The sequence below is a fragment of the Virgisporangium ochraceum genome (genome assembly GCF_016863655.1).
In the GTDB taxonomy this organism is placed as follows: Bacteria; Actinomycetota; Actinomycetes; order Mycobacteriales; family Micromonosporaceae; genus Virgisporangium; species Virgisporangium ochraceum.
On record NZ_BOPH01000073.1, the window covers coordinates 94794 to 120570 of the forward strand.

Genomic DNA, 25777 nt, shown 5'->3' on the forward strand with positions numbered 1-25777 from the left:
CGCAGTGTCAAGCCCTGAGCGTATTCACAGCCGGGGCACAGCCAGCGCCAACCCGGCGGCGTACGGTTGACGGGTGCCAGACTCTCCTTTCGGCTTCGGATTCGCCGGCGCACCCGACCCGAACGACCCGCAGCAGATGCAGCAGTTCATGAGTCAGCTGCAGCAGATGTTCTCCGCGCCCACGAGCGGTGGGCCGGTGAACTGGGACCTGGCGCGCCAGGTCGCCCAGGCGCACCTCACCGGCGGCGGCGCGATGCCCGGCGGCATCTTCGGGTTCGGCCTGCCCAACCTCATGGGCATGCAGGCGCCGACCAACGAGCTGCCGGAAGCGGAGAAGCCGGTCGGCGACCCGCCGGTCACGCCGGCCGAGAAGGCCGAGCTCATCGAGGCGCTTCGGCTCGCCGACCTGTGGCTGGAGCCCGAGTCCGAGCTGCCGTCGGGGCTCACGGTCCCCACCGCCTGGACCCGCGGCGAGTGGCTGGCCGCCACCCTCGACGTCTGGCGCAAGCTGTGCGACCCGGTCGCGGGCCGCATCGTCGCGGCGATGTCGGAGCTGGTCCCCGAGGAGATGCGCGGCCAGATGGGTCCGATGTCGGCGATGGTGTCGTCGCTCGGCGGCGCCCTGTTCGGCAGCCAGCTCGGCACCGCGCTCGGGTCACTCGCCGCCGAGGTGCTGTCGGCGAGCGACATCGGGCTTCCGCTGGGTCCGGCCGGCACGGCCGCGCTCGTCCCGGCGAACATCAAGACCTACGGTGACGGGCTGGAGCTGCCGGCCGACCAGGTGCGGCTGTACGTGGCCCTGCGCGAGGCCGCCCATCAGCGCCTGTTCAGCCACGTGCCGTGGCTGCGCGGCCACATTCTCACCGCGGTGGAGGCGTACGCCGCCGGCATCCGGGTCGACCGCGAGGCGATCGAAGACGCGGTCGGCAAGTTCGACCCGACCAACCCCACCGGCATGCAGGAGATCGCCCTCGACGGCATCTTCACCCCCGACGACAGCCCGCAGCAGCAGGCCGCCCTGGCGCGGCTGGAGACCATGCTCGCGCTGGTCGAGGGCTGGGTCAGCCACGTGGTCGACCGGGCGGCCGGCGAGCGGCTGCCCGACGTGGTCAAGCTCGGCGAGGCGTTCCGGCGCCGGCGCGGGGCCGGTGGCCCGGCCGAGCAGACGTTCGCCGCGCTGGTCGGCCTCGAACTGCGCCCGCGCAAGCTGAGGGAGGCGGCCACGCTCTGGGCCGCGCTCACCGAGCACCGCGGCATCGCCGGTCGCGACGCGCTGTGGGGTCACCCCGACCTCATGCCCGACGCCGAGGCGTTCGCCGACCCGGAGGCCTACGCCCGCGGGCAGGCCAACGCCGAGGTCGACTTCGACCAGCTCTTCGAGGAGCTGGCCAAGAACGACCCGCCGGAGGAAAAGCCCGAGGCCCAGTAGCGCTTCGCCAGTCCCCCGGGCGCCCCCGACGCCCGCTCTCCGCCGATCTTGCAGTTGTGGCCTCACCTAAAACATGACATTTCCGCAAATAGAGGCGGCCACAAGTGCAAGATCGACGCGCGCCTCGACAACGGCCCGTCGCGCGCCCCAGCCCCGCCCGACTCGAACGCCCGTCGCGCCGCCCCCGAGCGCCCGCACGGCCCCCGAGCGCCCGTCGCGACGCTGGGACCGCTCCGAGCGCGCCGATCTTGCAGTTGTGGCCGCCCTTATGTCGGGATATCACGGCATATCGAGGGGGCCACAACTGCAAGATCGGCGGGGGCGGCACGTGGCGGGAGCGGAACGGGGCGCGGGCCGCACGACAGGAACGGGCGCGGCCGCGACCTGATAGAGCGCTATCAGCCGCCGAGCAGGGCCCTGGTGGTGTCCCAGCCGTCCAGGGCCGGGTCGAGCCTGGCCAGGTCGGCCGGCCCGCGCAGGCGGTGCCAGGCCGGGGTCACCGCCACCATCGCGCGGCGTGGTGCCGCGTCGCGCAGGTCGGCGGGTGCGGCAGCGTCGAGGTCGAGATCGGGAAACCACTCCGGGACCGGTGTGCGCGCGGCAATCCCGAGCAGACCGCCACTGGTCGAGGGGGCCACGGCGGCGTGCCGGGTGGTCAGCGGCTGGAGCAGTTTGCCAACCAGGAGGCCGGGCACGTCGGGGGCGTCGCCGGCCAGCACGGCCGCCTGCTCGTAGCCGTCGGCGGCGGCCGCGTCCAGAGCCGCCCGCGGGGTGTCGGCGTCGTACACGGGCATCCGCGGCCAGGCCACCTCTGCTGCCAGGCCGCGCTCACGCGGTCTAATCGCAATTGCCGCGTCGGCGGCCGCGAGCGCCGCGATCAGATCGACCACGTCTTCGGCCAGGGCCCGGCGCCAGGTGGCCGGGTCGGTACCGGGCGGCGCCCACGGCACCGGCCCGAGGAGAGCGATCACGACGCGGCGGGTCACCCGCTAATCGTCGGACATGTCCAGACCGGCGGCCGCGCTGACCCCCTCGAGAAAACCCCGGGCCCGCTCGGCCCGCGGGTAGCGCGAGACGAGATCCCAGAACGCGCTGTTGTGACTGGGGACGACGAGGTGCGTGAGCTCGTGCAGCAGCACGTAGTCGAGCACCCAGTCGGGCATGTCCTGTACGCGGTGCGACAACCGGATCGTGCGGTCGGCCGGGGTGCAGGAACCCCACCGCCCGTTCTGGTTGTTGACCCAGCGCACACTCGACGGACGGGCCGCGCCCGGGTACTCGTGCAGGTACCGCATGGCCAGCCTGACGGCCCTGGCCTGCAGATCCGCGTCGCCCCGACGGGCGCGTTGATCTCGGGAGGCCAGCCGTTCGAGCATCCGGTCGACCCACTCGCGCTCTTCAGCACGCGAGAACTGGGCCGGGATCAGTACGACAACACGCTCACCGTCTCGGTACGCGGACACGGTGCGCCTGCGGCGCTGGCTACGCCGCACTTCTACCACCGGCTTACGCGCCATGCCGGCCGGCCTGAGAACCGCCCACGGACGGAACCTAGCGCTCGACAGCCCTTGTTCCGCAAGAGTCAAATCCCGACACCCGGATGATTCGACCCAGTTGGTGCTTTATCTCCGGAAAGATTCCCCTGGCGGCCATTAAATGATCGCCGTTCGGCCCGCTCCCAGGATGCGAACGCCGGACGCGCAGGTCAGAGTGGACGGTGGTCTGGTCGTTTACACAGTTTTCCGCGCTGGAGAGGGCGGTTGTCCACCGGTCACCCACACGGTACCCACAGCGCCGTCCACATGTTGTGGAAACGGAGGTTTACGCACCTTAGATCGGCGTGTCCCGGCTGGGCACAACTGCCACAGCAGTCGGACAAGGCACACTCACACAGGGATCGGCCTGCTCAGGCAGGCTGTCGGGCCTTTCGCCCGGCGCGATCCGTTTGGAAACGGTCACACGCACGTGCGGGCCGTCAGCGACGCCGGCGCCAACGAAGGCACGGCGCGACTCAAGGAGGGCAGAAGTGGCCGACACCTACAACGGCTACTGCGTCAAGTGCAAGGAGAAGCGGGACTTCGAAGGCGACATCGCCGAGACGAAGACCGGCATGCGCATGGCGAAGGGCAAGTGCCCCGTCTGCGGCACCACGGTCAACCGGATCCTGGGCAAGGCCTGACCCACCCAGGGCGGCGGGCCGCCACCTGTACCGGCTGACCGATCCTCGCAGGCCCGCTTCGACACGCTTCCGGTACGCACGCCCGCCGCCTCGCACCCGGGCTACCGACAGGGCCGGGTCGACGTTCCGCGCAACGCGCAGGACGCCGGCCCGGCCCTTCCTGTCGGATCAGGGACTCGTCGTCCACAGGTCTGTGGATAACCCCGCGTGAACTGTGGACAACCCTGATGCCCATGCGTGTGGGCCTGTGGACAACGGGGCGCCGACCGCCGCCGGCGTGGCAGGGTGCGTCGATGCGACGGCCCCTCCTGATCCCCCACCTGCGCCGTCTGTGGCGCGACACGCACACCTTGCAGCTGGGCACCGACCCGCAGCTGGCGACGGTGCTCGAGCTCCAGAACCCGGCGATGGCCCGGGTCCTCGACCTGCTCGACGGCTCCCGGAGCCTGCGCACCGTGCTGGCCGCGGCGGTGGAGTTCGCGGTGACCGACCGGGAGGTCGAGGCCCTCCTGACCGCCCTCCGCGGCACGGGGCTGCTGGTCGCGCGGCAGGCGCTGCTCCCGGTCGGGCTCACCGACCACCAGCGCGACCGCATGGCCCGCGAGGCGGGGGCGCTGGCCCTGGCCGCCCTGCGAGCCGACCCGGTGGGCCGGCGAACCGGTGCACCCGCCCGGCGCGACGGGGCGGGGATGTCGGGCCGGAGCCCGAGACCACCCGCGGGAAACGCTCCCCCGGCCCCGCTGTCTTCGGCCGCATCCGCCTCGCCCCGGGGCGGTAGGGTCTCGTTGGCCATCCGCCCCGACCCCACCACTCCCGCCGAGATGCTCCGCCGCCGCGCGGCGGCCAAGGTGCTCGTCGCCGGTCATGCGTGGCTCGGCGCGTTGATTGCCGCCGCCCTCGGTGCGGCCGGCGTCGGACGGCTCGACCCCGCCCTCGACGGCTGGACCCGCGTCGACGACGCCATGCTCGGTGGTCTCCTGCCCACCGACGAGCACCGGTCCCGGGCGAGCGCCGCCGCCGACGCCGTGCGCCGGATCGCCCCGGAAGCCGTCCTGACCCCGCTGCGTGAAGGCGACGCCACGTTCGTCGTCCGGGTCGGGTCGCGGCCCGGGTCGGCGCTGGCGACCCGCGGGGTCCGGGAGCGCGGGGCGGCCCGGCTCGACGCCTACCTGCGCGACGGTCTGGTGCTGGTCGGCCCGCTCGTGCCGCCGTCCGGGTCTCCGTGCGGCTCCTGCCTCGAGCTGCACCGGCGCGACCGCGACAGCGCCTGGCCGCAGCTCGCCGCCCAGATCGCGACGGCCCGCGACAGCGTCGAAGTGTGCGGGGTGACCACCGCGCTCGCCGGTGCGGCGTACGCGGCGGAGGAGGTGCTCCGGCACATCGACGGGCGGCCGGTCCGCACGGTCGGTGCCGTCGTCGAGATCTCCGGACCGGGCACCGCGCGGCGCCGGACCTGGCCCCCGCACCCGTGGTGTGACTGTTCTCGCCGACGTCGATCTTCCGGGTCGGGCCGGCAGACGGACCGGCCGAGTAACAATGGTTCCTAATGACAGACATCCCGCGCCGTGCCGTCACCCGCACCGCGAAGCTGGCGGCCCTCCCGCTGGGCTTTGCCGGGCGGGCCGCGTTGGGTCTGGGCAAGCGGGTCACCGGGCTCGCGTCCGAGGTCATCTCCGCCGAGGTGCAGCAGCGCACCGCCGAGCACCTGTTCAGCGTCCTGGGGCAGCTCAAGGGCGGCGCCATGAAGATGGGGCAGGCGCTGTCGGTATTCGAGGCCGCCCTGCCCGAGGAGCTGGCCGGACCGTACCGGGCCGCGCTCACCAAGCTCCAGGAGGCCGCTCCCCCGTTACCGGCCGCCAGCGTCCACAAGGTGCTCGCGAGCCAGCTGGGCACGGAGTGGCGGTCGCGGTTCCGCGAGTTCGACGACACGCCGGCCGCGGCCGCGAGCATCGGCCAGGTCCACCGGGCGGTATGGGAGGACGGCCGGCAGGTCGCCGTCAAGGTGCAGTACCCGGGTGCCGGCAAGGCGCTGGTCGCCGATCTCAACCAACTCGGCCGGCTGGCGTCGATGTTCAAGATCATTCAGCCGGGACTGGACGTGAAACCGCTGGTCGCCGAGCTACGCGCCCGGATCACCGAGGAACTGGACTACGAGTTGGAGGCCGCCGCGCAGGCGGCCTTCGCCGCCGCGTACGCCGACGACCCCGACATCTACGTGCCGGAGGTGGTCGCGTCCGCCCCGCAGGTGCTGGTCACCGAGTGGGTCGACGGCGTCCAAATGTCCACGCTCATCCGCGAGGGTGAGCAGGAGGCCCGCGACGACGCCGGCCGGCGACTGGCCCTACTGCACTTCTCCGCTCCGGCGCGCACCGGGATGCTGCACGCCGACCCGCACCCGGGCAACTTCCGCATCCTGGCCGACGGCCGCCTGGGCGTGCTCGACTTCGGTGCCGTCGCGCGGCTGCCCGAGGGCCATCCCGAGGTGATCGGCCGGCTCACGCGGCTGGCCCTGGCCGGCGACGCCGAAGGCGTCGTCGAGGGCCTGCGCGCGGAGGGGTTCATCAAGCCCGACCTGGAGATCGACGCGCAGGCGATCCTCGACTACCTGCTGCCGATGCTCGAACCGATCGCGGTCGACGAGTTCCGGCTCACCCGGGCCTGGCTCCGCGCCGAGGCCACCCGCGTCGCCAGCCCGAAGAGCCCGGCCTACGCGCTGGGCCGGCAGTTGAACCTGCCTCCGTCGTACCTGCTGATCCACCGGGTGACGCTCGGCTCCATCGGCGTGCTGTGCCAGCTGGAGGCGAAGGCCCCGTACCGCGGCATCCTGCTGGAGTGGCTCCCCGGCTTCGCCGGCGGCCCCGCGCTGAGCAAGTAACCGCATATCCGCTCGGTCTGGCGGGTATGCCGGAGTGAACACGCGCTCGTGCGCACGTATCGGTTAATAGGTCCGGGCACGTTTCCGCGCTATCAGATCAACCGAAGGATTCCGGTGGTAACGTCGCCTGCGGCCTGGCCTGCATTGAATCGTCAGGCTGTACCGCGAAAGGGATGAACGACATGGCACACGACCAGAAGCCGACTGCAGTTCACTTGAGCGCCGCCTGTGATGGCGGTGACGGCGGAATGGTCTGACGCGTCGCGTTGTCTCGGCAGACGCCTCGTCTGCCGACGACACCAGTCAGAGCACCTGGCCCGGGCAGATATGCTCGGGCCGAGTCGTATCCGCAGTCAGCCGCTGGCCGCCATCGCCACATAAACAACAGTGAGGAATGCGGCCGAGAGAAGCAGTGACGCCACTAGCAAAACCCCCGGATTGGTGCCGCCCTCGCCGCCGTCCGAACCGCCTTCGCCAGGAATAGCCGCCGGTGCGGGGGCGTCGGTGGAATTGACGGGAGTCTCGAAGGTCTGGAAATCCATAACGGATCGCCTCCGGATGGGAAGTAATGGCGCGATGACCGCGTGTAGCGCCAAGCAAGAATCGCCAATCGGTCCGATGATCACAACCACCCGTAGCGGTCAATCTTTTGGCGGACGTTTGGCGCGGTCGGTGGACCCCAACCGCATAGCAGCCCCCTGACCAGCAACGACACCCGCAGCCTGGCCCCGATTCCACCCTCGGCGGGTCCGATTAATCCCGTATAAGAGTTATAGGTAATTCGGCGTCTGAGCCAAGCAGGCCGTCACCCGCAGGAGTGATTCTCCTTAGCGAAATCTAAATAGCAAGTAATAATCCGGCTTATGGCCTTAGATACGGCAAATCATGACGAAGCTTCGGCTTCGTCGCTTCCGCCCGATAGGCCCAACCGGGGGATCGCCGATATCGTCGCGCTCGTTGTCGGACTCGTATCGGGCACCGCCGGGCTGGCCGGACTCTCTGCGGGCACGAACCGACGACTCCTCTTCCTCCTCTGTATCGCGTTGCTATTCTTTGTCGTCGTACGGTTCTGGCACCGGTACTACGTGGCAAGAAACCGACGCCTTCGCCAGCAGTTGGCCGCGGCGAACAAGCGGCAGCGGCAGTACGTCGAGGCACTCGTGCGAACGATGGACTGGGAAACCAGCCTCTTTCGAGACCGCATCAAGATCACGATCCACATCGGGCAGGTCGACGCCGAGGACCGGGTTGTCGAGGAGTGGCACACGACGCCAAAGCCTCAACTGACCCACCGCGCCTACCGACCGATCATTCCCACCGACGACGAGCGCGTAGTGCGCCTGGCAGAAATCGGATTCACCTGCGGGCTGACCGACCAGGCCGGCAAGATCACCGTCCTTCCTCTTGTGGAGAAGGCGCGCTACCTGCGCGTCTGGCTCATGTTCGAACCTGCGTGGAGAACGCCCGTCGACTGGGTGTCCACCTATCAGCCGGTGGGCCTGTGGAAACGACTTCGCGATACCGGGACCGATCGGCTGGGCTGGCAGGATCGCCTTCCGACGATGAACAACGGCGCCTCGTCCCTCGACAACATCGAGATCCATTTCATCTTTCCCCCGAGCACGCGCAAGCCGGGTTTGGTCGAGCGGCAGGGCTGGGGAAGCACGTCGGATCCGGAACCCACGCCCAGTGGACACTGGCGCATCGTGTGGAACGACCCGAACCCCGCAGGCCGTCAGTACAACTGGGAGCTCACGCAGCAACGCGATTGAGGCGCGACAGGCGGCAACACGGGCGAACGCCCGCCTCCGGGAGAAGTGGAGGCGGGCGTTCGAGAATCGCGGGACTTCTTCTGTGGGTGTTGCCTTACAGGCCGGCCATCCGGTCATGTTCGCGGCGCGCAGCCATCATGATCCGTCGGGCCGATCGGGTCGCCTCAGAGTTCGCGGTCTGAGGCGAACGCATTCGCGCTCTGGATAGAGCTTCGTTGATGAGTTGTACGGAGCGGACGAGCTTCATGACGAAGTCCTTCGGGTGAGTCGTAACGGCGTTCGTGGGACGGACAGTGGTGGGAATGGTGGTCATCTCAGGCCGCCACGATGGCGACGGCCGCGGCTGCCCGGGCAGTGGCTTCGACACGCAGAGCCGCGTCACGAGCGACGTCCTCCTTGCGCGGACGACCCCGCGGCCGCTTCCGCGGAACGACGGCACCACGCTCGAAGATCTCGCCACCCCAGACGCCCCAGGGCTCCTGCCGGTCCAGCGCGGCCGCCAGGCACTCGACGCGGACGGGGCAGTCCCCGCACAGCGACTTGGCCAGCTCCAGCTCAGCCGGAGCCTCAGCGAACCACAGGTCCGGGTCGAAGTTGCGGCACGGAAGAGCCGACTTCGCCGACACACCAGCACCCGACCCGGCAGCGCCGAGAGGGGTCATGACCAGGTTCATTACCCGGTCACCTCGCTTCCTACGTTCTTGTGGACGGAAGGTCTTGCGAAAAACTAAAGAGGCCGCGGATCCCGGGTATCGGGTTCCGCGGCCTCGAGGTGAGCCGGCTGTCGGTCTTTTAGACCGGCCATCCTCGAGGTGGTATTCCGCGGACTCCGCCAACCGGGTCCGTTCCGACAACGCTCTGCTTCGTGGCAACTGGCTTGCCATTCGGCACACTGGTCCCCTGGACCTGGACCTGGGGCCGGGCGAGCAGAGCGGTCGGAGCGCTCGTACCGCCACCAAACGCCGCCAGAGCGCCGTAACCCACGATGAGGTGGGCCTCGGCGGAGGCAGCCAGCGGCGATTCGAGCACCAGAGCGCGCGACAGGGACGTCGGGCAGGGCACTGCCATCGGCTCGCTGATCATGTGTGTCCTCACCGGTGGCACCCCCTTCCGGGCGTCTCGTCGTGTGCTTCTCTCAGTGGTCACCAGGCACCGTCGGTGCAAGGTGTACAGGCAGGCTAAGCCCGCTACTGCGATCAAGGCAAACGAATTACGGGGGAAACTTGCAGACACTTTTCTGACAGGGGTCGGCTGCAACCGAACGCCCCTGTCACAGGTCTTCCACCTCGGCTGCGTCACCGCCGGGGCGGGGCCCGACCGTGGCGCCGGCGACGATGGCGAGCACCTCGGGCCCGTACATCGTGAGCTTGCGCGGGCCGATGCCGGCGATCCCGGCCAGCTCCTCGGTGCTCGCCGGCCGCCGTTCGGCGAGTGCGGTGAGCGTCGCGTCGGTGAACACCACGAACGCGGGAAGCTTCTGGGCGCCCGCCCGGTTGGCCCGCCACTCGTGCAACCGCTCCAGCAGTTCCTCGTCGAGGTCCGACGGGCAGCCGGCGCACCGGCCGAGCTTGCGGTCGCCGCCACTGAGCAGCGTGGCACCGCACACCCGGCACGACACGAGCACGCGCCGGCGGGTCCCGTCGGGGTCGCGCTTCGTGCGGACCGCGGCCATGCGCGTCTTCGGCCGGTCGGGATTGAGGGACGGCAGGAACCGGCAGGCCCGCCGCTGCCGCCCGCCCGGTGCCCGCGCGCCGGCGTACGAGAGCCACAGCCACTGCCGCGCGCGGGTGATGCCGACGTACAGCAGCCGGCGCTCCTCCTCCAACGCCTCGGGCGACTTCGCGTACGCCGTGGGCAGCATGCCCTCGACCAGCCCAACGAGGAACACCGCGTCCCACTCCAGGCCCTTGGCCGAGTGCAGCGACGACAGCGTGACCCCGTCGAGCACCGGGACGTGCTGGGCCGCCGCCCGCCGGGCCAGTTCGGAGTTGAACTCGACCAGCGTGTGGTCGGGGTGCTCGTCGGTGAGCGCGACCAGCGCCGCCAGCGCCTCCCACTGTTCGCGGGCGGCACCGCCGCCGGGCGGCCGGTCGGGCCGCCACTTCACCGCCTCCAGCGCCGCCACCACGGTGTCGCGCAGCGACGGGTACACCTCCTCGGTGCGGGTGGCCGCCCGCAGCGCCACCATCGCCTGCCGCACCTCGGCGCGCTCGAAGAAGCGCTCGCCGCCGTGGACGACGTACGGCACCCCGGCCTCGGCCAGCGCCTCCTCGTACGCCTCGGACTGCGCGTTGGCCCGGAACAGGATCGCGATCTCCTTCGCGGGCAGGCCCGCGGCGATCAGCTCGGCGCAGCGCCGGGCGACGGCGGACGCCTCGGCCGGCTCGTCGGGGTAGGCGCGCAGCTCGGGCTCGGGACCGGGAGCCCGCTGCCCCACCAGCTTCAGCCGCAGCCGCGCCAGCTCACCCCGCGCCTGCCCGATGACGTCGTTGGCCAGCCCCACCACCTGCGGGGTGGACCGGTAGTCGCGCACCAGGCGCACCACGGTGGCGCCGCGGAACCGGCGCGGAAAGTCGATCAGGTGCTCCGAGGACGCGCCGGTGAACGAGTAGATCGTCTGGCTGGCGTCGCCGACCACCGTGACGTCGTCACGGTAGCCGAGCCACGCGTCGAGCAGCTTCTGCTGCACCGGGTTGACGTCCTGGTACTCGTCGACCACGAAGTGCCGGTACTGCGCCCGGATCTGCTCGGCGACGTCGGAGTGCAGGTCGATGCCCCAGGCGGCGGCGCGCAGGAGGTCTTCGAAGTCGATCGTGCCGGCGGTGCGCTTGACCCGCTCGTACTCCACGAACACCGCGGACATCTTCTCGGCGTCGATCGGCGGCTCGCGACCGGCCTTCGCCACCTCGATCGGGTACTCGGTGGGCTCGATCAGGCACGACTTGGCCCACTCGATCTCGGAGGCGAGGTCGCGGGCCATGGTGCGCTCCAGGCGCAGCCCGGCCCGCGACGCGGCCAGCCCGACCAGCCGCCCCTTGCTCTCGACCAGCTCGGGCAGCTCGCGGCCCACGAACAACCGGGCCGCGAAGTACCGCAGCTGGCGCAGCGCCGCCGCGTGGAACGTGCGGGCCTGCACGCCGGGCACCCCGAGCGCCGACAGCCGCGACCGCATCTCGGCCGCCGCGCGGTTGGTGAACGTCACAGCGAGGACGTGCTGCGGCCGGACCTCGCCCGTGAGTACCCGGTACGCGATGCGGGCCGTGATCGCCCGCGTCTTGCCCGTGCCGGCGCCGGCCAGGATGCACACCGGGCCGGCCGGCGCCGTGACGGCCGCCCGCTGCTCGTCGTCGAGACCAGCGAGCACGGCGCGCGCCGCGGACGGCACAGACGAATTCACCACAGCTAGGAATCATGGCAGCCCGGTCCGACGTTTCTCAGGACGTGGCAACCGACAATCAGCTGATCATGTACTCGACCCCGTGGTGCGGCTACTGCCGCCGCCTGAAGTCCCAGATGGACCGGGCCGGCATCCCCTACACGGAGATCGACATCACCGACGACCCGGAGTCGACCGCCTTCGTCGAGTCGGTCAACGGCGGCAACCAGACCGTCCCGACGGTCCGGCTCCCCGATGGTCGCGCCCTGACCAACCCGACGCTGCCTCAGCTGACGGCGGCCCTGGCGGCCACCTCCTAACCTCGGGTGGCATGACCACCATTGACGAGCCGGCCGCGCGCGCCTCCCTGGCGCGCCGCTGGCTCGCCGACCCACCCGGGTATGCCTTCGGTGCGGCTGTGCTGCTCACCGTCGTCATCTCGGTCTACGCCGTCTCCCCGCCGGGCGGCCTCTTCGACTTCGTGCTGTTCGCGATCGGCGCGTGGGTGGTGCTCATCGGCGTGTTCGGGGTCCGGCTCATCGTGTCGCTGGCGCTCGCCGACGAGCGGCCGACCCGGCGCGCGATCGCGCTCTGGTTCGTGTTCCCGGTGGTGCTGGTGGCGTCGTTCGCGGTCGCCGCGTCGGGCGCGCCGGGGCGACTGGGGCTCGCCGCGGCGAAGGGCGACATGCTCGCGTTCGCACGCGACCCGGACGCGGCCGATCCGAAGCGGGTCGGCCCGTACCGGGTGCTGGTCGCCGAGCGGCTACCCGGCGCCGGCGCGCAGTTCAGCCTCGAGGACACCGGCTTCCTCGACGTCACCGGCTGGGCCTACAGCCCGGGCGGCGCGCCACGGTCCGTTCCGCACGAGATCACCTACACCCACGTCACGGGTGACTGGTACGAGTTCGTGCAGACGTTCTAACGGTTGGCCCAGGTCTCCACGAGGTAGTGTGCGATCGAAATCGGCGTCGGCAGACCGAAGTCGCGGGGCTCCCCGGCGAGCACCGCCCGGATCTCCTCCCGCGTGAACCAGCGGGCGTGGCTGATCTCGGTCGGCTCGAACGTCAACTCGGCCTCGGGATCGGCCACCGCGTGGAAGCCCAGCATGATCGAACCCGGGAACGGCCACGGCTGGCTCGACACGTACGTGATGTCGCGGACCTCGACGCCGACCTCTTCGAACACCTCGCGGGCCACCGACATCTCGGCCGACTCGCCCGGCTCCACGAAGCCGGCCAGGCACGAGTACCGGTTCTCCCAGCCGGGCGTCTTCCAGGCGGCGTTGTGGCCGAGGAGGCAGCGCCCGTCGGGGCCGTCGACCCCGTCGTGGACCAGCATGATCACCGCTGGATCGGTGCGCGGCCACAGCGTCTCGCTGCCGTCGTCGCTGACCCGCGTCCAGCCGGCCTCGCCCAGCGTGGTCGCCTGGCCGGACAGCGGCGAGTACGCGTGCCGCACGTGCCAGTTCGCCAGGGCCACCGCGGTGGCCACGATCCCGACGTCGCGGCCGCTCAACGTGAGCCCGACGCCGCGCAGGTCGCGCTTCTTCGCCCCGGGAATCTCGGGCGTCTCGGCCGCCACCGCGAAGTACGGCACCTCGTCGTCGTCGACGCCGAGGAAGTACCGCTCGCCGTCGGGCGCCTGCCCCGCGTCCAGGAAGACCAGAGCCTCATCGCGGACCAGCACCCGACCCTCGTCGACGACCACGACGCGCGCCTTGGCCCACGCCTCGTCGAGCCAGGCCTGATCGGTCCGCCGGTGAGCGGACCGGTCGAGCCCGTCGCGGGACAGCAGCGGACCGGTCACGGTCACACAGACGCCCGGGTCAACGGGCCCAGGGTCGCCAGGGACGACTCGATCTTCGAGGCGTCGCCGAGGACCACCGCGACCGCACCGGCCGGAGCGAGGTATCTCGCGGCGGCCGCGGCCACGTCGTCGACGGTGGCGGCGGCGAGCCGGCCCGCGTGTTCGGCCAGGTAGTCCAGGCGCAGCCCGAACCCGGCGTACGTCGAGGCGAGCCCGGCGAGCCCGCTCTGCGTCGACATGCCGAGCTGCAGCGTGCCGAGCGCGTACTGGCGGGCCTGCTCCAGCTCCTCGGGCTTCGGCGGCAGCGTGGCCAGCCGGCCCAGCTCGTAGATCGTCTCCAGCATCGCCGGCGCGGTGACCTCGGTGGCCACCTCGGCCGAGACGGTGAGCGCCGACCCGGCGACCGAGTGCTCGATCATCGAGTGCGGCCCGTACGTGTACCCCTTGTCCTCGCGGATGTTCTCCACCCACCGCGAGGAGAAGTACCCGCCGAAGACCAGGTTGGCCAGTTGCAGCGCGGCGTGGTCGGGGTGCGTGCGCGGCACGGCCGGCAGGCACATCCGCAGCGACGACTGCACGGCGTCGGCCCGGTCGACAAGCGTCAGCGGACCGGACTCCAGCGCCGGCGCCGCCGGGAGGTCGACCCGCTCCGACTCGCCGGCCCAGCCCTTCAGCGCCCGCTCGGCCGCGCTGATCGCGCCCTCGGGGTCGATGTCGCCGACGAGGACCAGCGTGCCGCCGGTCGGCTGCAGCCGCGACGAGTGCAGCGCGGCGAGCGCCTCCCGGTCGACCGCGAGCACCTCGTCGGGGCCCGGGGTCTGCACCGCGTAGGGGTGCTCGCCGTAGATCCGCTTGAGCAGCGCGACGCGGGCCAGGTGCGCCGGCTGGCTGCGGGCCACCCGGATGCGGTCGGCGAGCCGGGCCCGTTCGGTTTCGACCTCGTCGCCCGGATAGGTGGCGCCGGTGAGCACGTCGGCCATGATGTCGAGCAGCCGGTCGAGACCGGTGACCAGCGCGTTGCCGGAGATCAGCAGCCGGTCGGGGTCGGCTCCGGCCGACAGGGCGCCACCGACGCTCTGCAGGGCGGCGGCGATGTCGACGGTCGACTTGGTGGCGGTGCCGGAGAACAGCGTCTGGGTGAGCACCGCGCTCGACGCGAGTTCGGCCCGCGCGAACGGGACCCGCAGCCGCACCTCGACCAACGGCACCGACGCCCGCCGGATGGCCAGCACGGTGAGCCCGTTGGGCAGCTTCCGCTCGACGGTCGACGGGACGTGCAGGTCGTTGACCGGTCCCAGCTCGGGAAGAACGTGAGTGGTCATGACGCGCCCCCGGCAACGACCTCGACGGTGGCCCGGCGCCCGACGGTGAGTGACGCGGCCGCGGCCCGGATCTGCTCCTCGGTGACCTCGCCGACGAGGCGGGGCAGGTCGTTCAGTAACCCGGGTTCGCCCCGTTGGACCTCGAGCACCGCCATCTGCATCGCCCGGCCGAGCACGGCGTCGGTGTCGCGGAGCAGGTGGGTCACCATGCGGGCCTGGGTGCGGGCCAGCTCGCCCTCGGCGAGCCCGTCGTTGGCCAGCCGGTCGGCCTCCTCGTCGATGGTGCGCAGCACCTTCTCGACGTCGCCGCCCGGGGGCAGGTGCGCCTGCAGCAGCAGGGCGGTGGGGTCGCGGACGGCGAACGGCTCGCCCATGAACCCGATGTAGCCGCCGACGCTGGTGACCGCGCGGTCGCGCAGCACGAGCCGCTCGACCAGCCGCGACGCGTCACCGTCGGTGAGCACCTCGGCGAGCACCACGTACGGCAGGTAGCCGGTGAGGTCCTTCAGCGGGTCGGGGACCCGCCACGCGCTGGCCACGGCCGGCAGCGGGGCGAGCTTGTCGGTGTAGGTCTCGCGCCGTTCGGAGGTCAGGTCGGGCTCGGAGAAGTCGGGCAACGCGGGGGCCGGCCGCGCCGGCACGTCACTGAAATGCTTTTCGACGAGCGCCTTCGCCGTCGCGACGTCGAAGGCGCCCGCGACCGCGACCACCGCGTTGCCGGCGGCGTAGTACTTGTCGAAGAACTCGGCCGCGTCGGCGACGGTGGCCGCCTCGAGGTCGGTGAACGAGCCGTACCCGTCGTGCGCGTTCGGGTAGGTGTCGAACATGACCGGCGGCAGCTTGAGCCACGGGAACCCGCCGTACGGCCGGTTCAGCACGTTGACCCGGATCTCCTCCTTGACCACATCGACCTGGTTGCGCAGATTTTCCTCGGTGAGGCGCGGCCCGCGCATGCGGTCGGCCTCCAGAAACAGCGCACGCTCCAGGGCGTTGCCCGGGAGCGTCTCGTAGTAGTCGGTGTAGTCGAAGTGGGTGGACCCGTTGAAGGTGCCTCCACTGCCCTGCACGTGCCGGAAGTGGGCGAGCTTCTCCAGGTTGGCCGAGCCCTGGAACATCAGATGCTCGAACAGGTGCGCGAACCCGGTTCTCCCTTCCGGTTCCGACCGGATGCCCACGTCGTAGACCACGGCCACGCCGACGACCGGTGCGCTGGAATCGGGGGTCAGCACCACGCGGAGACCGTTGGGCAGCGTGAAGCGCTCGACAGGGTAGTGGGTTACCGGAAGCACGCTCCCGACAGTAGCCGATTGACCCTTATGCGGGCCGGATGGAGTCGAGCACTTCGTCGACGACGACGTCGTACTGCTTGTGGGTGTCGGGGATCGAGATGTACACGATCGCAGCCTCGGGCCGTCCCACGTCGATGAGCGCGAGGCCGACGAGCTCGCTCTTGGCGTCGAGGTCGGCCTTGTTGAAGTGGAGCCGGAACTTGGTGACCCACGCCGGCCGGCCACCGAGCGTGGTGAGCTTCTCGTCGAGCTGCTCGAGCCGGTTCGGCTGCGGGTAGTACTGGTCGCGCACGTCGGTGGCGACCACGCGGCCGGTGCAGCGCAGGTCGACGGCGAGCGAGTCGTTGTTGGTGGCCGGGATGCTGGCCGACAGGATCGACGCGTGGTAGTCGCCGCCGCCGTACTTTTCGGTGACGAAGTGCTGGCCGATCTTGTAGTCGACCTTCAGGCTGCCGCCGGTCCACACCATCGGCCACGTCGACCACGGCGCGCCGTACGCCTTGTACGAGACGCCCGACTCGTCGTCGACCGTGCGCGGCCCGGGCGGCGTCGGCGGCGCTGGCTGCGCGTCGGGGTACGACGACGGCGGTGGGCAGTCCTTCACCAGTTCGGGCCGGGTGTCGGGCGGTGCGGCCTGGTCGTCGAACACCCTCGGCACGGGCAGGCCGCCACCGTTGCCGAGCACCATGATCAACGTGGCGATCACGCCGATCAGCACCACCATCGCGGCCGCGCCGCCGAACCAGCGCATGAGCATCTTGTTGCGCTTGACCGGGTCGTCGCCGTCGTCGTCACCGAATTGCAGAACATCGGGCGCCGGCTGGTCGGTGGTCCGGGTCACCGCGCCGCCGCGCGACCGTGCGGGGAGAACCGCGACCGAAGAGCTTCGAGGTGACCGCGTGAGCGCGGCCTGCTGTGTTGGGAAGCTCACAGCAGGTGACGCGGACACCTCGATCTCGGTGTCTGCGTCTGCCCAGGGTGAACGATCCTCAGCCATGATGCCTACCAGTGTGCCAGCGACGTCCAAGGATTAGCCGCAACACCGGCCACCTCAGCCGACTGTGCACCCACCCGTTACCGCACGTTGAACCGGGTGCGACCCGCACATTGAAGCGGGTGCGACCCGGCCTCGCCGGGGTCCGCACCCGCGTCGCGCCCGCAACCGCAGCCCTTCCGGCGGTACAGAAGCGGGGTTCTGTCATCCAGGTTCCACTGACCGTGATACCGGTACATCCGCCAGGTGGCGGATCGATGAGCGGCGGATCGCCACCATTCATTTCTCAGCATGTTGGCCGTTATCTCGGCCACCCGCAGCCGTGAAACTTCCTCCCATGAGCCACTTGCACCCCGGCGACGACGACATGCACTACTGCGACAACTCGCACCGCTGGATCGCACCTCCGGAAATGGAGCAGCACGTCTGGTCGGCTCAGGTCCGGGCGCACATGCAGGAACATCTGCGGACGATGGGTGGTCCGCCGCCGGCCGAGAGCCGTGCGTGCGTGCCGCCCCGACAGCTCTACCCGGCGCACGTGGGCCGCGGCGTGGCGGCGCCGGCCGTGCGGCGCAGCACCAGGCCGGTCCGTACGACGGCGTCTCCTGGCCAACGAGTCGTGGCGGTCGGCCGGACCACCCGCGACGGTGGGCGCGACACCGCCCGCGACAGGACGGCGGCCAAGTAGGTCCGTCCCCCGGGACCTACTTGGCTGCTACTCACCTCTCACCCCACAGCTGAGATCGCCGCCCGCGGCCACGGGCGGCGATCTCCTCGAGATCGGTTCTGGGGAGGCCGATGTGAGATCGCCGCCCGCACCCGCGCGGGCGGCGATCTCTTCTCGTCAGGATCCGGTCCGCCCCGCCTCCCGGACGATCTCGCTGCGCGAGGACAGCTCGAGCTTGGACAGCACGTGCGAGACGTGCGTCTGCACGGTGCGGCGGGAGAGGAACAGCTGCGCCGCGATCTGCGGGTTCGACAGCCCTTCGGCAACCAGGCCGACGACCTTCTTCTCCGCTGGTGTGAGGCTGTCCCACCCCTGCTGCGACCGGCGGTGCTGAAACCGCGGACCACGCCGGATCCCGTAGGTCCGGAAGCGCGCCTGAATCCGGGCGAGGTCCCAACTGGCACCCAGCGCCGAGTAGACCTCATACGCCCCGGTGAACGCCCTACGCGCCGCCGGAACATCCCCGGACTCCGCGAACCCCACGCCGGCCGCCTCCAACGCCTGCGCTCGCGGCAACGGCCGGGACGCCTTCCCGTACTGATCCGCCGCTTCGACAAGCACTGCGGGGTCATCGTCGACGAGACCGCGGCAGTGCAGCCCCACCGCTCTGCGATGGAACACCTCCGAGGCCCCGGCGACCGCCTCGGCCCGCAGCGCGAGCCCTTCGGCCCGCCCGATGTCTCCGACAATCATCGCGAGTCGGACGGCGTCGGCGAGCAGATCGGTGGTCTGCTCGAGCTCCTCCTCGCATCTGGCGAGCCCGTCGACCAGTACAGCGAGCGCCTCCGCGGGCGCGCCGGCCTGCTCCCGTTCGAGGCTGCGAGCGAGCGTCAGCGAACCGACCGTGCGGTCGTCTCCGAGCCGCTTGAGGTGACGGTGGGCGTCGAGAAGACTCTGTATCGCCGCGGGATCGCCCCGGCGCAGCCGAATTGTCGCCACGACGCCGTAGTTGCAGCATTGCACGAGCGCTTCCGCAGGCGTACCGCCATCCGGGTCGAGCCGTTCCAGTACATCATCCCAGCGACCGACATCGAATAGCAGCTCGGCGAGTACGCACGTGGCCTGGGCGAGCCGGACCATACTGCCGCTGGCATCGGCCTGCTCACGCGCCCGTTCGGCCGACTCGATCGCCTCGTCGTAGCGGTCGAGGTCGCCCAGCGCAGCGGCCTGGTTGAGCAGAAGCATGAGGCGCAGGTCCGCCAGCGACGGATCACCCTCTGCCACGGCAAGCGCACGCTCGAACAGCGGCAGCGCCGCCGCCTCCTCGCCCCGCATTCCGTGAACAACCGTCATCACGCCCAGCGCCCAACCGGTGGCCCAGCGGTCGCCGACACTGGTCGCGACGGCAAGCGCCTGTCGGGCGGCCTCCTCCGCCCGGTCGACGCGCCCCAGACCGCGGTGTGTACGCGCCGAGAGTGCGAGCAGCCGGGCCCGGTGCGACTCGTCCAGCCCGGGCATTCGGAGAGCAGCCTCGACCGCGCGCAGTGCCTCGTCCCACCGCCCCTCGATGGCACGGCAGCCCATCAGCGTGCGGTGCAGGTCAACCACGAGCTCGGGCCGCCTGACGAACGTGACAGCGCCGTACGCGGTGCGCGCGGCCTCGGCCGGCTCGCCGGAGCGGAAGAGAGCATCGGCAAGACGGCAGGTCAGCAGTTCGTAGCGGGTGGACGTCGGAGGCATGTCAGCCAGCGCCCAGCGCAGCAGCTTGACAGTGGCCTTCGGTGTCTGACCGGCGAGTGTGTCAACCGCACCGCCGAGCCACTCCACCAGGGACCTGTCGGCGGTAACCGTGCCGCTGTCGATCGCGGGTAGGACCTGACGGGCCACCCTCTCCGTCGAGGCGCCCTGACGCACCAGCGCACGTGCGGCGTCGAGGTGCCAGGCGGCCCGGATCGACTCCGGCATCTCCTCGTACAGCGCTGCCCGGATCAGCGGGTGCCGGAACGCGAGTTCCGCACCGTGTTCGCACAGCACCCCCGTCGCGATCGCCTCGTCGAGCACCGGCGTCAGGTCGCCGATCCCGCGCCCCGAGACACTGGCCAGGCTGGACACCGGGAACGCCACGCCCAGCAGAGCCGCGACCCGCAGTACCTCGAGAACCGGCGCCGAGAGGAACCCCAACCGGTCTGCGATGGCCGAGTGCAGGGAGTCCGGTGTGTTGGCGCACGTCATCTCGACCAGACCGCCGTCGGCTATGACGGTGCCGGTGCGCCTCACCGCGTCCATCAACTCCCGCAGGTACAGCGGGTTTCCGCCGGCTTCGGCCGCCAGACGGCGCAGGCGCTCACCCGGCCTACCACCGACCGCCCTCGTGACGATGTCGAGAACCTCGTCGTCGGACAGGCCCGACAGGGGGACCTGAGCTTCGGCAGCGCGTCTCAGCGCCGCGAGGTCGTCACGCCGGGGCACCGGCCGTGCCACGCCGGCCACCAGCAGCGGGCGGCGGTGCGTCGACCGGAACAACCGGCTCAGGGTGACCACCGTGGCCGGGTCGGCCCAGTGGAGATCATCGACGACGAGCAACGCGGGCCCGGCCTCACAGACCTCGGAGATGAGCGACAACATGCTGGTGATGGCCGCTCCGACGCCGTCGCCCCGATTGCCCGGTATCGCGGCGGTCCGCAGCCACTCGGCGATCTGGGCGTGCGCCTCGGCGTAGCGGCTGAGGGCGCCGTCAGGTGCGAAAGCGTCGAGCAGCGGCAGCAGCGGAAACGCTTCGCTCAATTCCTCGCAGTCGCACCAGAAGACCTGGCAGCCGAGTCGAACCGCCTCGTCTCTCGCGACACGCATCAGTTCGGACTTGCCGATTCCCGGTTCGCCGGTGACCACGATCCCCCTGCCGCGTCCGGCGGCCAGGTCCGAGACATAGCCGTGCATCTCGGCGGTCCGTGCACGCCGACTCACCCGCGGGGTCGGGTCGGGCGTCCCGGTCATCAGCACCCACCTATCACTGCGCGCGGAGGAATCTGCGTGTGCGTGTTCGACCTGAGAACACAATGCACGTCTCCGCTAACCACATTCTTCCCGCGCCGCTATGCCATTCGCGACAATCGACATTCCGAGCTTTCTTCACATGCCGCCGCGTGGGCGTGGCGCGCTCGATGCGGTGTGAGCAGCGCCGATTCCCAGCAGCGCACCGGAGCGTCAGTGCACTGGTCGTCGCGGCGGGGCGACCGCGGCGACTCCATCGCCGCGGCGGATATCGCCTTCGCGCTCCGTCATTTAATCTGCGACCGCCTATGTTGATTCGGCTGGATCCATCAAGCGTCCCGGGAGACAACGCGATGGAACTGCGGATTCTTGGACCGGTCGAACTCCTGGTCGATGGACGGACCGTTCCCCTCCTCAGGCGCCAACAGCGGCTGATACTGGGAATTCTGGCCCTGGAGGCGAACCGCCTGGTTTCCCGCACCCGGTTGATCACCCTTCTCTGGGCCGGCAGTCCTCCACCACAGGCACGGGCGATTCTGCAGAGCCGGGTGTCTGAAACACGGTCCGCGCTGAACGACCACCTCGACGGATCGAGCGTCCTCCTTACCCGCGACAGCGGCTACATGCTGACCATCGCGCCGGAACGGGTGGATGTACACAGGTTCTACGCGCTGGTCAGAGACGCGCGACAATCGACGTCCGACGAGGATGTCCAACGCCTGTTGCGAAAGGCCAACCAACTCTGGCGTGGGCCGGTCCTGGGTGGCTGGACGCCGTCGGGTCCGAACGAGTCGCTCTGCGCGAGCATCGAAGAGACCCGGCTCACTGCGGACGAGGACCTGTGGGCGGCCGAGCTCAGGCTCGGATGCCACCATCTGATCGTCGACCGGATCGCCCAGGCCGCGGCGCGTGACCCCCACCGGGAGCGGCTCGTCGGCCTGGCGATGACCGCCCTTCACCGGTCCGGCCGAACCGCGGAGGCGCTGCGACTCTTCGAACGGAGCCGGCGTTCGCTCGCCGAGGAGTTCGGCGTCGATCCGGGCGCAGCGTTGCGTGACCTGCACCGGGTGCTGCTCGGTACGACGCCCGCCGTCACATCGACCGTTCCGCGCCTTCTCCCCTCCGCCGCTCCGCACCTCATCGGCCGGGACCACGACGTCACACGGACGCGCTCGCTGCTCACCACCCAACGGTCCAGCGTCCGCCTGGCCGTGGTGACCGGCCCGGCAGGTGTCGGGAAAACAGCGCTGTCGGTCCGGGTCGCGCATGACGTCTCGCAGCATTTCCCCGACGGTCAGCTCTATGCCGACCTGCACGGAACCGACCGACGCACCGCCGCAGACGTGCTCACCTCGTTCCTCCGCGCCCTCGGTGCGTCACGCATACCTGCCGACGTCGACGAGCGTGCCTCGCTCTACCGGAACCTGCTGGCCGGCAAGCGGGTCCTCGTCGTGCTGGACAACGCCCTCGACGCCGGTCAGGTCCGCATCCTGATCCCCGCCGCGGCGTCGTGCGCCGTTCTCCTCAGTAGCCGTCGCCGCCTCGGAGCCGCGCTCGGTGCGGCGTCGATCGAGCTCGACGTTCTCGGAACGCGGCCCGCGATCGAGCTTCTGCTGACCCTTGCGGGCCGCCCTCCCCTGGAGCAGGAACGGGGAGCTGCCGCCGAGATCGTCCGGCTGTGCGACGGGCTGCCGCTGGCGATCCGCGCCGTCGCGGCCCGTCTCGCCGTCAAACCGCACTGGACGCTCGCCGAGCTGTGCACCCGGCTGGCCGACGACCGCAAGCGACTCGACCACCTGATCTACGACGGCCTCGACGTACGGGCCAGCATCCTGCCGAGTTTCGCCGGACTGTCCGACGATGCCCGCACCCTCCTGTACCGGCTCGGCGGCAGTGGCTCGGCCGACGTCGATCGGGCGGAGTCCGCGACACTGCTCGGCCTCGACGCCGGCGACGCCGAGGAGATCCTCGAGGAGCTGCACGACGCCCGCCTCCTCGACGTGAGCGCGCCCGGTTCGGTCCGCGAACCTCACCGTTACCGGCTGCCCGATCTCGTGCGTCTCGTGGCCGCCGAACAGGCACGCCTCACGCCGTCGAACGGATGAGGTCCGTCGAACGGAGATCGCCGCCCGCGGACGCGAGCGGCGATCTCTTTGTGCGGTTGGAGGGCTGGGTGCAAGGTCTGTGGTCAGATGCCGCGCCGGCTCGCCTCCCTGGCGATCTCGGTCCGGGACGAAAGCTCGAGTTTGGCCAGCACGTGCGACACGTGCGTCTGGACGGTGCGGCGGGACAGGAACAGCTGCGCAGCGATCTGCGGGTTGGACATGCCCTTGGCGACGAGACGGACGACCTTCTCCTCGGTGGGGGTCAGACTGTCCCAGCCCTGCTGCGACCGGCGGTGCTGGAACCGCGGCCCACGGCGGATGCCGTACGCGCGGAACCGGGCCTGCAATCGGGCCAGGTCCCATTGGGCACCGAGCGCGGAGTAGACCTCGTACGCCTCGGTGAAGGCGTTGCGCGCGGCCGGCACATCGTCGTTGTCGGCGTGAATGACACCGACCGCCTCCAGGGCCTGCGCCCGGGGCAACGTACGGCTGGCCTTGCCGTACTGTTCGGCCGCGTCCATGAGTTTCCCCGCGTCGTTGTCGACCAGGCCGCGGCAATGCAGCCCGATCGCTTTGCGGTGGAACACTTCCGAGGACTCGGAGACGGCCTCGGCCCGCAGGGTGAGCTCGCGGGCAAGCTCGGTATCGCCGGTGATCAGTGCGAGGCGGACCGCATCGGCGAGCAGGTCGGTGCTCTGCTCGACCTCCTCTTCACACCGGGACAGACCTTCGACAAGAACAGCGAGCGCCTCGGCCGGCGCGTCGGCCTGCTCGCGCTCCAGGCTGCGGGCCAGGGTCAACGACCCGACCATGCGCTCATCACCGAGCCGCTCAAGGTGGACGCGGGCGTCGAGAAGGTTCTGGATCGCCGCCGGATCGCCGCGATGCAGTCGAATCGCCGCGACAACGCCGTAGTCGCAGCACTTCGACAGTGCCTCGACGGGCACATCGACCTCGAGGTCGATCCGCTTGAGCGCGTAGTCCCACTTGCCGACGTCGAAGAGCAGTTCTCCGAGCACAGTGGTCGCCTGACTCAGCCGCACGGTATTGCCGCTGGCGTCGGCCTGATCACAGGCCCGTTCGGCCGACTCGATCGCCTCGTCGTAGCGATCAAGATCGCCGAGTGCGGCTGCCTGGTTGAGGAGCAGCATGAGGCGCAGGTCGGCCAGCGAAGGATCACCCTCGGCGACGGCCAGGGCCCGCTCGAACAGCGGCAAGGCCGCCTCTTCCTCACCGCGCATGCCGCGGACGAGCGTCATGACGCCCAACGCCCATCCTGTGGCCCACCGATCGCCGGCCTTCGTCGCGGCAGCGAGCGCCGCCTGGGCGACGTCTTCGGCCCGGTCGACCCGGCCCATGCTGCGTTGCGCGCGCGCGGCGAGCACCAGCAACCTGGCCCGATGCAGTTCGCTCAACCCGGGAAGCTCGAGCGCCGCCTCGACCGCCTGCAGCGTCTCTTCCCGCCGCCCTTCAATGGCACGGCAACCCAGCAGCGTCTGATGAAGGTCGATCATCAGATCGGCCCGCTTCACATAGGTGAGCGCGCCACGGGCCACTCGTCCCGCCTCAACCGTGTCTCCGGCCCGGTACAGCGCGTCGGCCAACCGGCACGTGAAGAGTTCATGATGTGTCGACCCCGGCGGCGTAGCCGCAAGCGCCCAGCGCAGCAGTCGTACGGTGGCGTTCGGCGCCTGGCCGGCGAGCTTGTGCGCCGCCCCGCTCAGCCAGTCGACGAGCGATTCGTCGACGTTGGTGCTGCCACCGTCGACGGCGGGAAGAACCTGCCGCGCCACCTTCTCCGCCGACGCGCCGCTGCGCACCAGGGCACGCGCGGCGTCGAGGTGCCAGGCGGCCCTCACCGGTGCCGGCATCTCCTCGTACAGGGCTGCTCTGATGAGCGGATGCCGGAACGCCAGTTCGGTTCCCTCCTCACACAGCACGCCCATCGCAACGGCTTCGTACAGCGCCGGCGTCAGATCGCCGACCCGCTGGCCGGACACGCTCGCCAGGCTCGACACCTGGAATGCCACACCGAGGAGCGCCCCCGCGCGAAGCACCTCACGGACGGGGGTCGAGAGAAACTCGAGCCGGTCGGCAATGGCCGCGTGCAGTGACTCCGGTGTTCGGCCGCCGGTGACCTCGACCTGACCGGCGTCGACAGTGATCGTTCCGGTTCGCGTGACCGCGTCGATCAGCTCGCGGACATACAGCGGGTTCCCACCGGCCTCCGCCGCGAGCCGGCGCAGTCGGGCACCCGGGCTGCCGCCCACGGCCCTGGTAACCATGTCGACGACCTCGTCGTCGGACAGTCCGGACAGGGTGATCTGTGCATCGGCCGCCCGGCGCAGAGCGGCCAGGTCGTCGCGGCGGGGAGCCGGTCTGGCGAGGCCGGCGACGAGGAGTGGACTGCGGTGGGTCGCTCGGAACAGTTGACCGAGTGCGACGACCGTGGCGGAGTCGGCCCAATGGAGGTCGTCGACGACCAGGAGCACGGGCGCGGTGGCGCATACGTCGGCGATGAGCGACAGCAGGCTGGTGGTGGCCGCGCCGACGCCGTTGACCCGGTTACCCGGAATGGCGGCCGCCCGCAGCCACTCCGCGATCTGGGCGTGCGAGTCGGCAAACCGGCTCAGTGAGCCATTCGGAGCAAAGGCATCGAGCAGGGGTAGCAGCGGAAACGCTTCGCTCAGTTCCTCGCAGTTGCACCAGAAGACCTGGCACCCGAGCCGAAGGGCCTCGGCGCGGGCGACGCGCATCAGTTCGGATTTACCGATGCCAGGCTCGCCCTCGACGATAATTGCCCCGCCACGTCCGGCGGACAGCTGCGATATGTATTCCTGGACCTGAGAAACTTGTGAATGTCGACCCAATCGGGAGGCCGAGTGCACCGTCTCGGTCATGAGCACCAGCCCATCGCTATGCGAAGCTATCTACCTGCACCGATGACATCCAGTTGTCAGTCACCCACCCCG

Annotated in this window: 19 protein-coding genes and 2 pseudogenes; 9 read left to right on the forward strand and 12 right to left on the reverse strand. The window is 70.4% G+C overall.

Annotated features, from left to right (window positions below; translation table 11 throughout):
* Nucleotides 1-136: 136 nt before the first annotated feature.
* Nucleotides 137-1429, forward strand: coding sequence for a zinc-dependent metalloprotease (locus Voc01_RS25725; protein WP_203930144.1), 1293 nt, complete (start codon nucleotides 137-139; stop codon nucleotides 1427-1429).
* A 398-nt stretch (nucleotides 1430-1827) separates the two neighbouring features.
* On the opposite strand, the gene Voc01_RS25730 is transcribed toward Voc01_RS25725, so the two are convergent.
* A complete protein-coding gene (locus Voc01_RS25730) occupies nucleotides 1828-2415 on the reverse strand; it encodes a hypothetical protein (protein WP_203930112.1) in 588 nt (195 codons plus the stop codon).
* A 3-nt stretch (nucleotides 2416-2418) separates the two neighbouring features.
* Nucleotides 2419-2946: a M48 metallopeptidase family protein gene (locus Voc01_RS25735; RefSeq protein ID WP_203930113.1), complete on the reverse strand. Its 528-nt coding sequence runs from the start codon at nucleotides 2944-2946 to the stop codon at nucleotides 2419-2421.
* A 509-nt stretch (nucleotides 2947-3455) separates the two neighbouring features.
* Between Voc01_RS25735 and Voc01_RS25740 the strand changes: the two genes are divergently transcribed.
* The 3 genes from Voc01_RS25740 to Voc01_RS25750 all read left to right on the forward strand — a co-directional run bounded on the left by Voc01_RS25740 (nucleotide 3456) and on the right by Voc01_RS25750 (nucleotide 6483).
* Complete coding sequence (locus Voc01_RS25740) at nucleotides 3456-3608, forward strand: DUF5679 domain-containing protein (protein WP_203930114.1); 153 nt, start codon at nucleotides 3456-3458, stop codon at nucleotides 3606-3608.
* Between the two features lie 293 nt (nucleotides 3609-3901).
* Entirely contained in the window at nucleotides 3902-5155 is a 1254-nt protein-coding gene (locus Voc01_RS25745) for a hypothetical protein (RefSeq protein WP_203930115.1), read from the forward strand.
* Nucleotides 5155-6483 carry an ABC1 kinase family protein gene (locus Voc01_RS25750; protein ID WP_203930116.1) on the forward strand — a complete coding sequence of 443 codons (1329 nt, stop codon included), beginning with the start codon at nucleotides 5155-5157 and terminating at the stop codon, nucleotides 6481-6483. The genes Voc01_RS25745 and Voc01_RS25750 overlap by 1 nt, the downstream gene beginning before the upstream one ends.
* Nucleotides 6484-6836: 353 nt before the next feature.
* On the opposite strand, the gene Voc01_RS25755 is transcribed toward Voc01_RS25750, so the two are convergent.
* Nucleotides 6837-7025 carry a hypothetical protein gene (locus Voc01_RS25755; RefSeq protein ID WP_203930117.1) on the reverse strand — a complete coding sequence of 63 codons (189 nt, stop codon included), beginning with the start codon at nucleotides 7023-7025 and terminating at the stop codon, nucleotides 6837-6839.
* A 321-nt stretch (nucleotides 7026-7346) separates the two neighbouring features.
* Between Voc01_RS25755 and Voc01_RS25760 the strand changes: the two genes are divergently transcribed.
* The gene (locus tag Voc01_RS25760; RefSeq protein WP_203930118.1) at nucleotides 7347-8255 is read left to right on the forward strand and encodes a hypothetical protein; all 909 of its coding nucleotides are present in this window, start codon (nucleotides 7347-7349) and stop codon (nucleotides 8253-8255) included.
* A 314-nt stretch (nucleotides 8256-8569) separates the two neighbouring features.
* Here the strand turns inward: Voc01_RS25760 and Voc01_RS25765 are convergent, their stop codons facing one another.
* From Voc01_RS25765 to Voc01_RS54695, 3 genes and pseudogenes are all read right to left on the reverse strand, one after another.
* Nucleotides 8570-8917, reverse strand: a complete 348-nt coding sequence (locus tag Voc01_RS25765) for a WhiB family transcriptional regulator (protein WP_239160489.1) — start codon at nucleotides 8915-8917, stop codon at nucleotides 8570-8572.
* A 608-nt stretch (nucleotides 8918-9525) separates the two neighbouring features.
* A pseudogene (locus tag Voc01_RS54690) lies at nucleotides 9526-10260 on the reverse strand (HRDC domain-containing protein); the annotation flags it as partial.
* Between the two features lie 17 nt (nucleotides 10261-10277).
* Nucleotides 10278-11640 (reverse strand): annotated as a pseudogene (locus Voc01_RS54695) (ATP-dependent helicase); the annotation flags it as partial.
* Nucleotides 11641-11720: 80 nt separating this feature from the next.
* Here Voc01_RS54695 and Voc01_RS25775 point away from each other — a divergent pair.
* Together Voc01_RS25775 and Voc01_RS25780 are read left to right on the forward strand one after the other, a co-directional pair.
* A complete protein-coding gene (locus tag Voc01_RS25775) occupies nucleotides 11721-11951 on the forward strand; it encodes a mycoredoxin (protein WP_203930146.1) in 231 nt (76 codons plus the stop codon).
* Nucleotides 11952-11962: 11 nt separating this feature from the next.
* Nucleotides 11963-12553, forward strand: a complete 591-nt coding sequence (locus Voc01_RS25780; RefSeq protein WP_203930120.1) for a hypothetical protein — start codon at nucleotides 11963-11965, stop codon at nucleotides 12551-12553.
* Here the strand turns inward: Voc01_RS25780 and nudC are convergent.
* The 4 genes from nudC to Voc01_RS25800 are packed head-to-tail and all read right to left on the reverse strand — an operon-like array spanning nucleotide 12550 to nucleotide 16889.
* On the reverse strand, nucleotides 12550-13437 hold the full coding sequence (gene nudC / locus Voc01_RS25785; protein WP_203930121.1) for an NAD(+) diphosphatase: 888 nt from the start codon (nucleotides 13435-13437) through the stop codon (nucleotides 12550-12552). The genes Voc01_RS25780 and nudC overlap by 4 nt on opposite strands.
* A gap of 2 nt (nucleotides 13438-13439) precedes the next feature.
* Nucleotides 13440-14759: a M16 family metallopeptidase gene (locus tag Voc01_RS25790; RefSeq protein ID WP_203930122.1), complete on the reverse strand. Its 1320-nt coding sequence runs from the start codon at nucleotides 14757-14759 to the stop codon at nucleotides 13440-13442.
* A complete protein-coding gene (locus Voc01_RS25795) occupies nucleotides 14756-16048 on the reverse strand; it encodes a M16 family metallopeptidase (RefSeq protein WP_239160481.1) in 1293 nt (430 codons plus the stop codon). Before Voc01_RS25795 ends, Voc01_RS25790 begins: the two co-directional genes overlap by 4 nt.
* A gap of 25 nt (nucleotides 16049-16073) precedes the next feature.
* Complete coding sequence (locus Voc01_RS25800; RefSeq protein ID WP_239160482.1) at nucleotides 16074-16889, reverse strand: hypothetical protein; 816 nt, start codon at nucleotides 16887-16889, stop codon at nucleotides 16074-16076.
* Nucleotides 16890-17379: 490 nt separating this feature from the next.
* Between Voc01_RS25800 and Voc01_RS25805 the strand changes: the two genes are divergently transcribed.
* Nucleotides 17380-17730 carry a hypothetical protein gene (locus Voc01_RS25805; protein ID WP_203930150.1) on the forward strand — a complete coding sequence of 117 codons (351 nt, stop codon included), beginning with the start codon at nucleotides 17380-17382 and terminating at the stop codon, nucleotides 17728-17730.
* Nucleotides 17731-17886: 156 nt separating this feature from the next.
* On the opposite strand, the gene Voc01_RS25810 is transcribed toward Voc01_RS25805, so the two are convergent.
* A complete protein-coding gene (locus Voc01_RS25810; RefSeq protein ID WP_275423754.1) occupies nucleotides 17887-20703 on the reverse strand; it encodes a helix-turn-helix transcriptional regulator in 2817 nt (938 codons plus the stop codon).
* Between the two features lie 149 nt (nucleotides 20704-20852).
* Between Voc01_RS25810 and Voc01_RS25815 the strand changes: the two genes are divergently transcribed.
* Nucleotides 20853-22805 carry an AfsR/SARP family transcriptional regulator gene (locus tag Voc01_RS25815; RefSeq protein WP_203930125.1) on the forward strand — a complete coding sequence of 651 codons (1953 nt, stop codon included), beginning with the start codon at nucleotides 20853-20855 and terminating at the stop codon, nucleotides 22803-22805.
* A gap of 83 nt (nucleotides 22806-22888) precedes the next feature.
* Here Voc01_RS25815 and Voc01_RS25820 read toward each other — a convergent pair whose 3' ends face one another.
* Nucleotides 22889-25705: an ATP-binding protein gene (locus Voc01_RS25820; protein ID WP_203930126.1), complete on the reverse strand. Its 2817-nt coding sequence runs from the start codon at nucleotides 25703-25705 to the stop codon at nucleotides 22889-22891.
* Nucleotides 25706-25777: the final 72 nt, after the last annotated feature.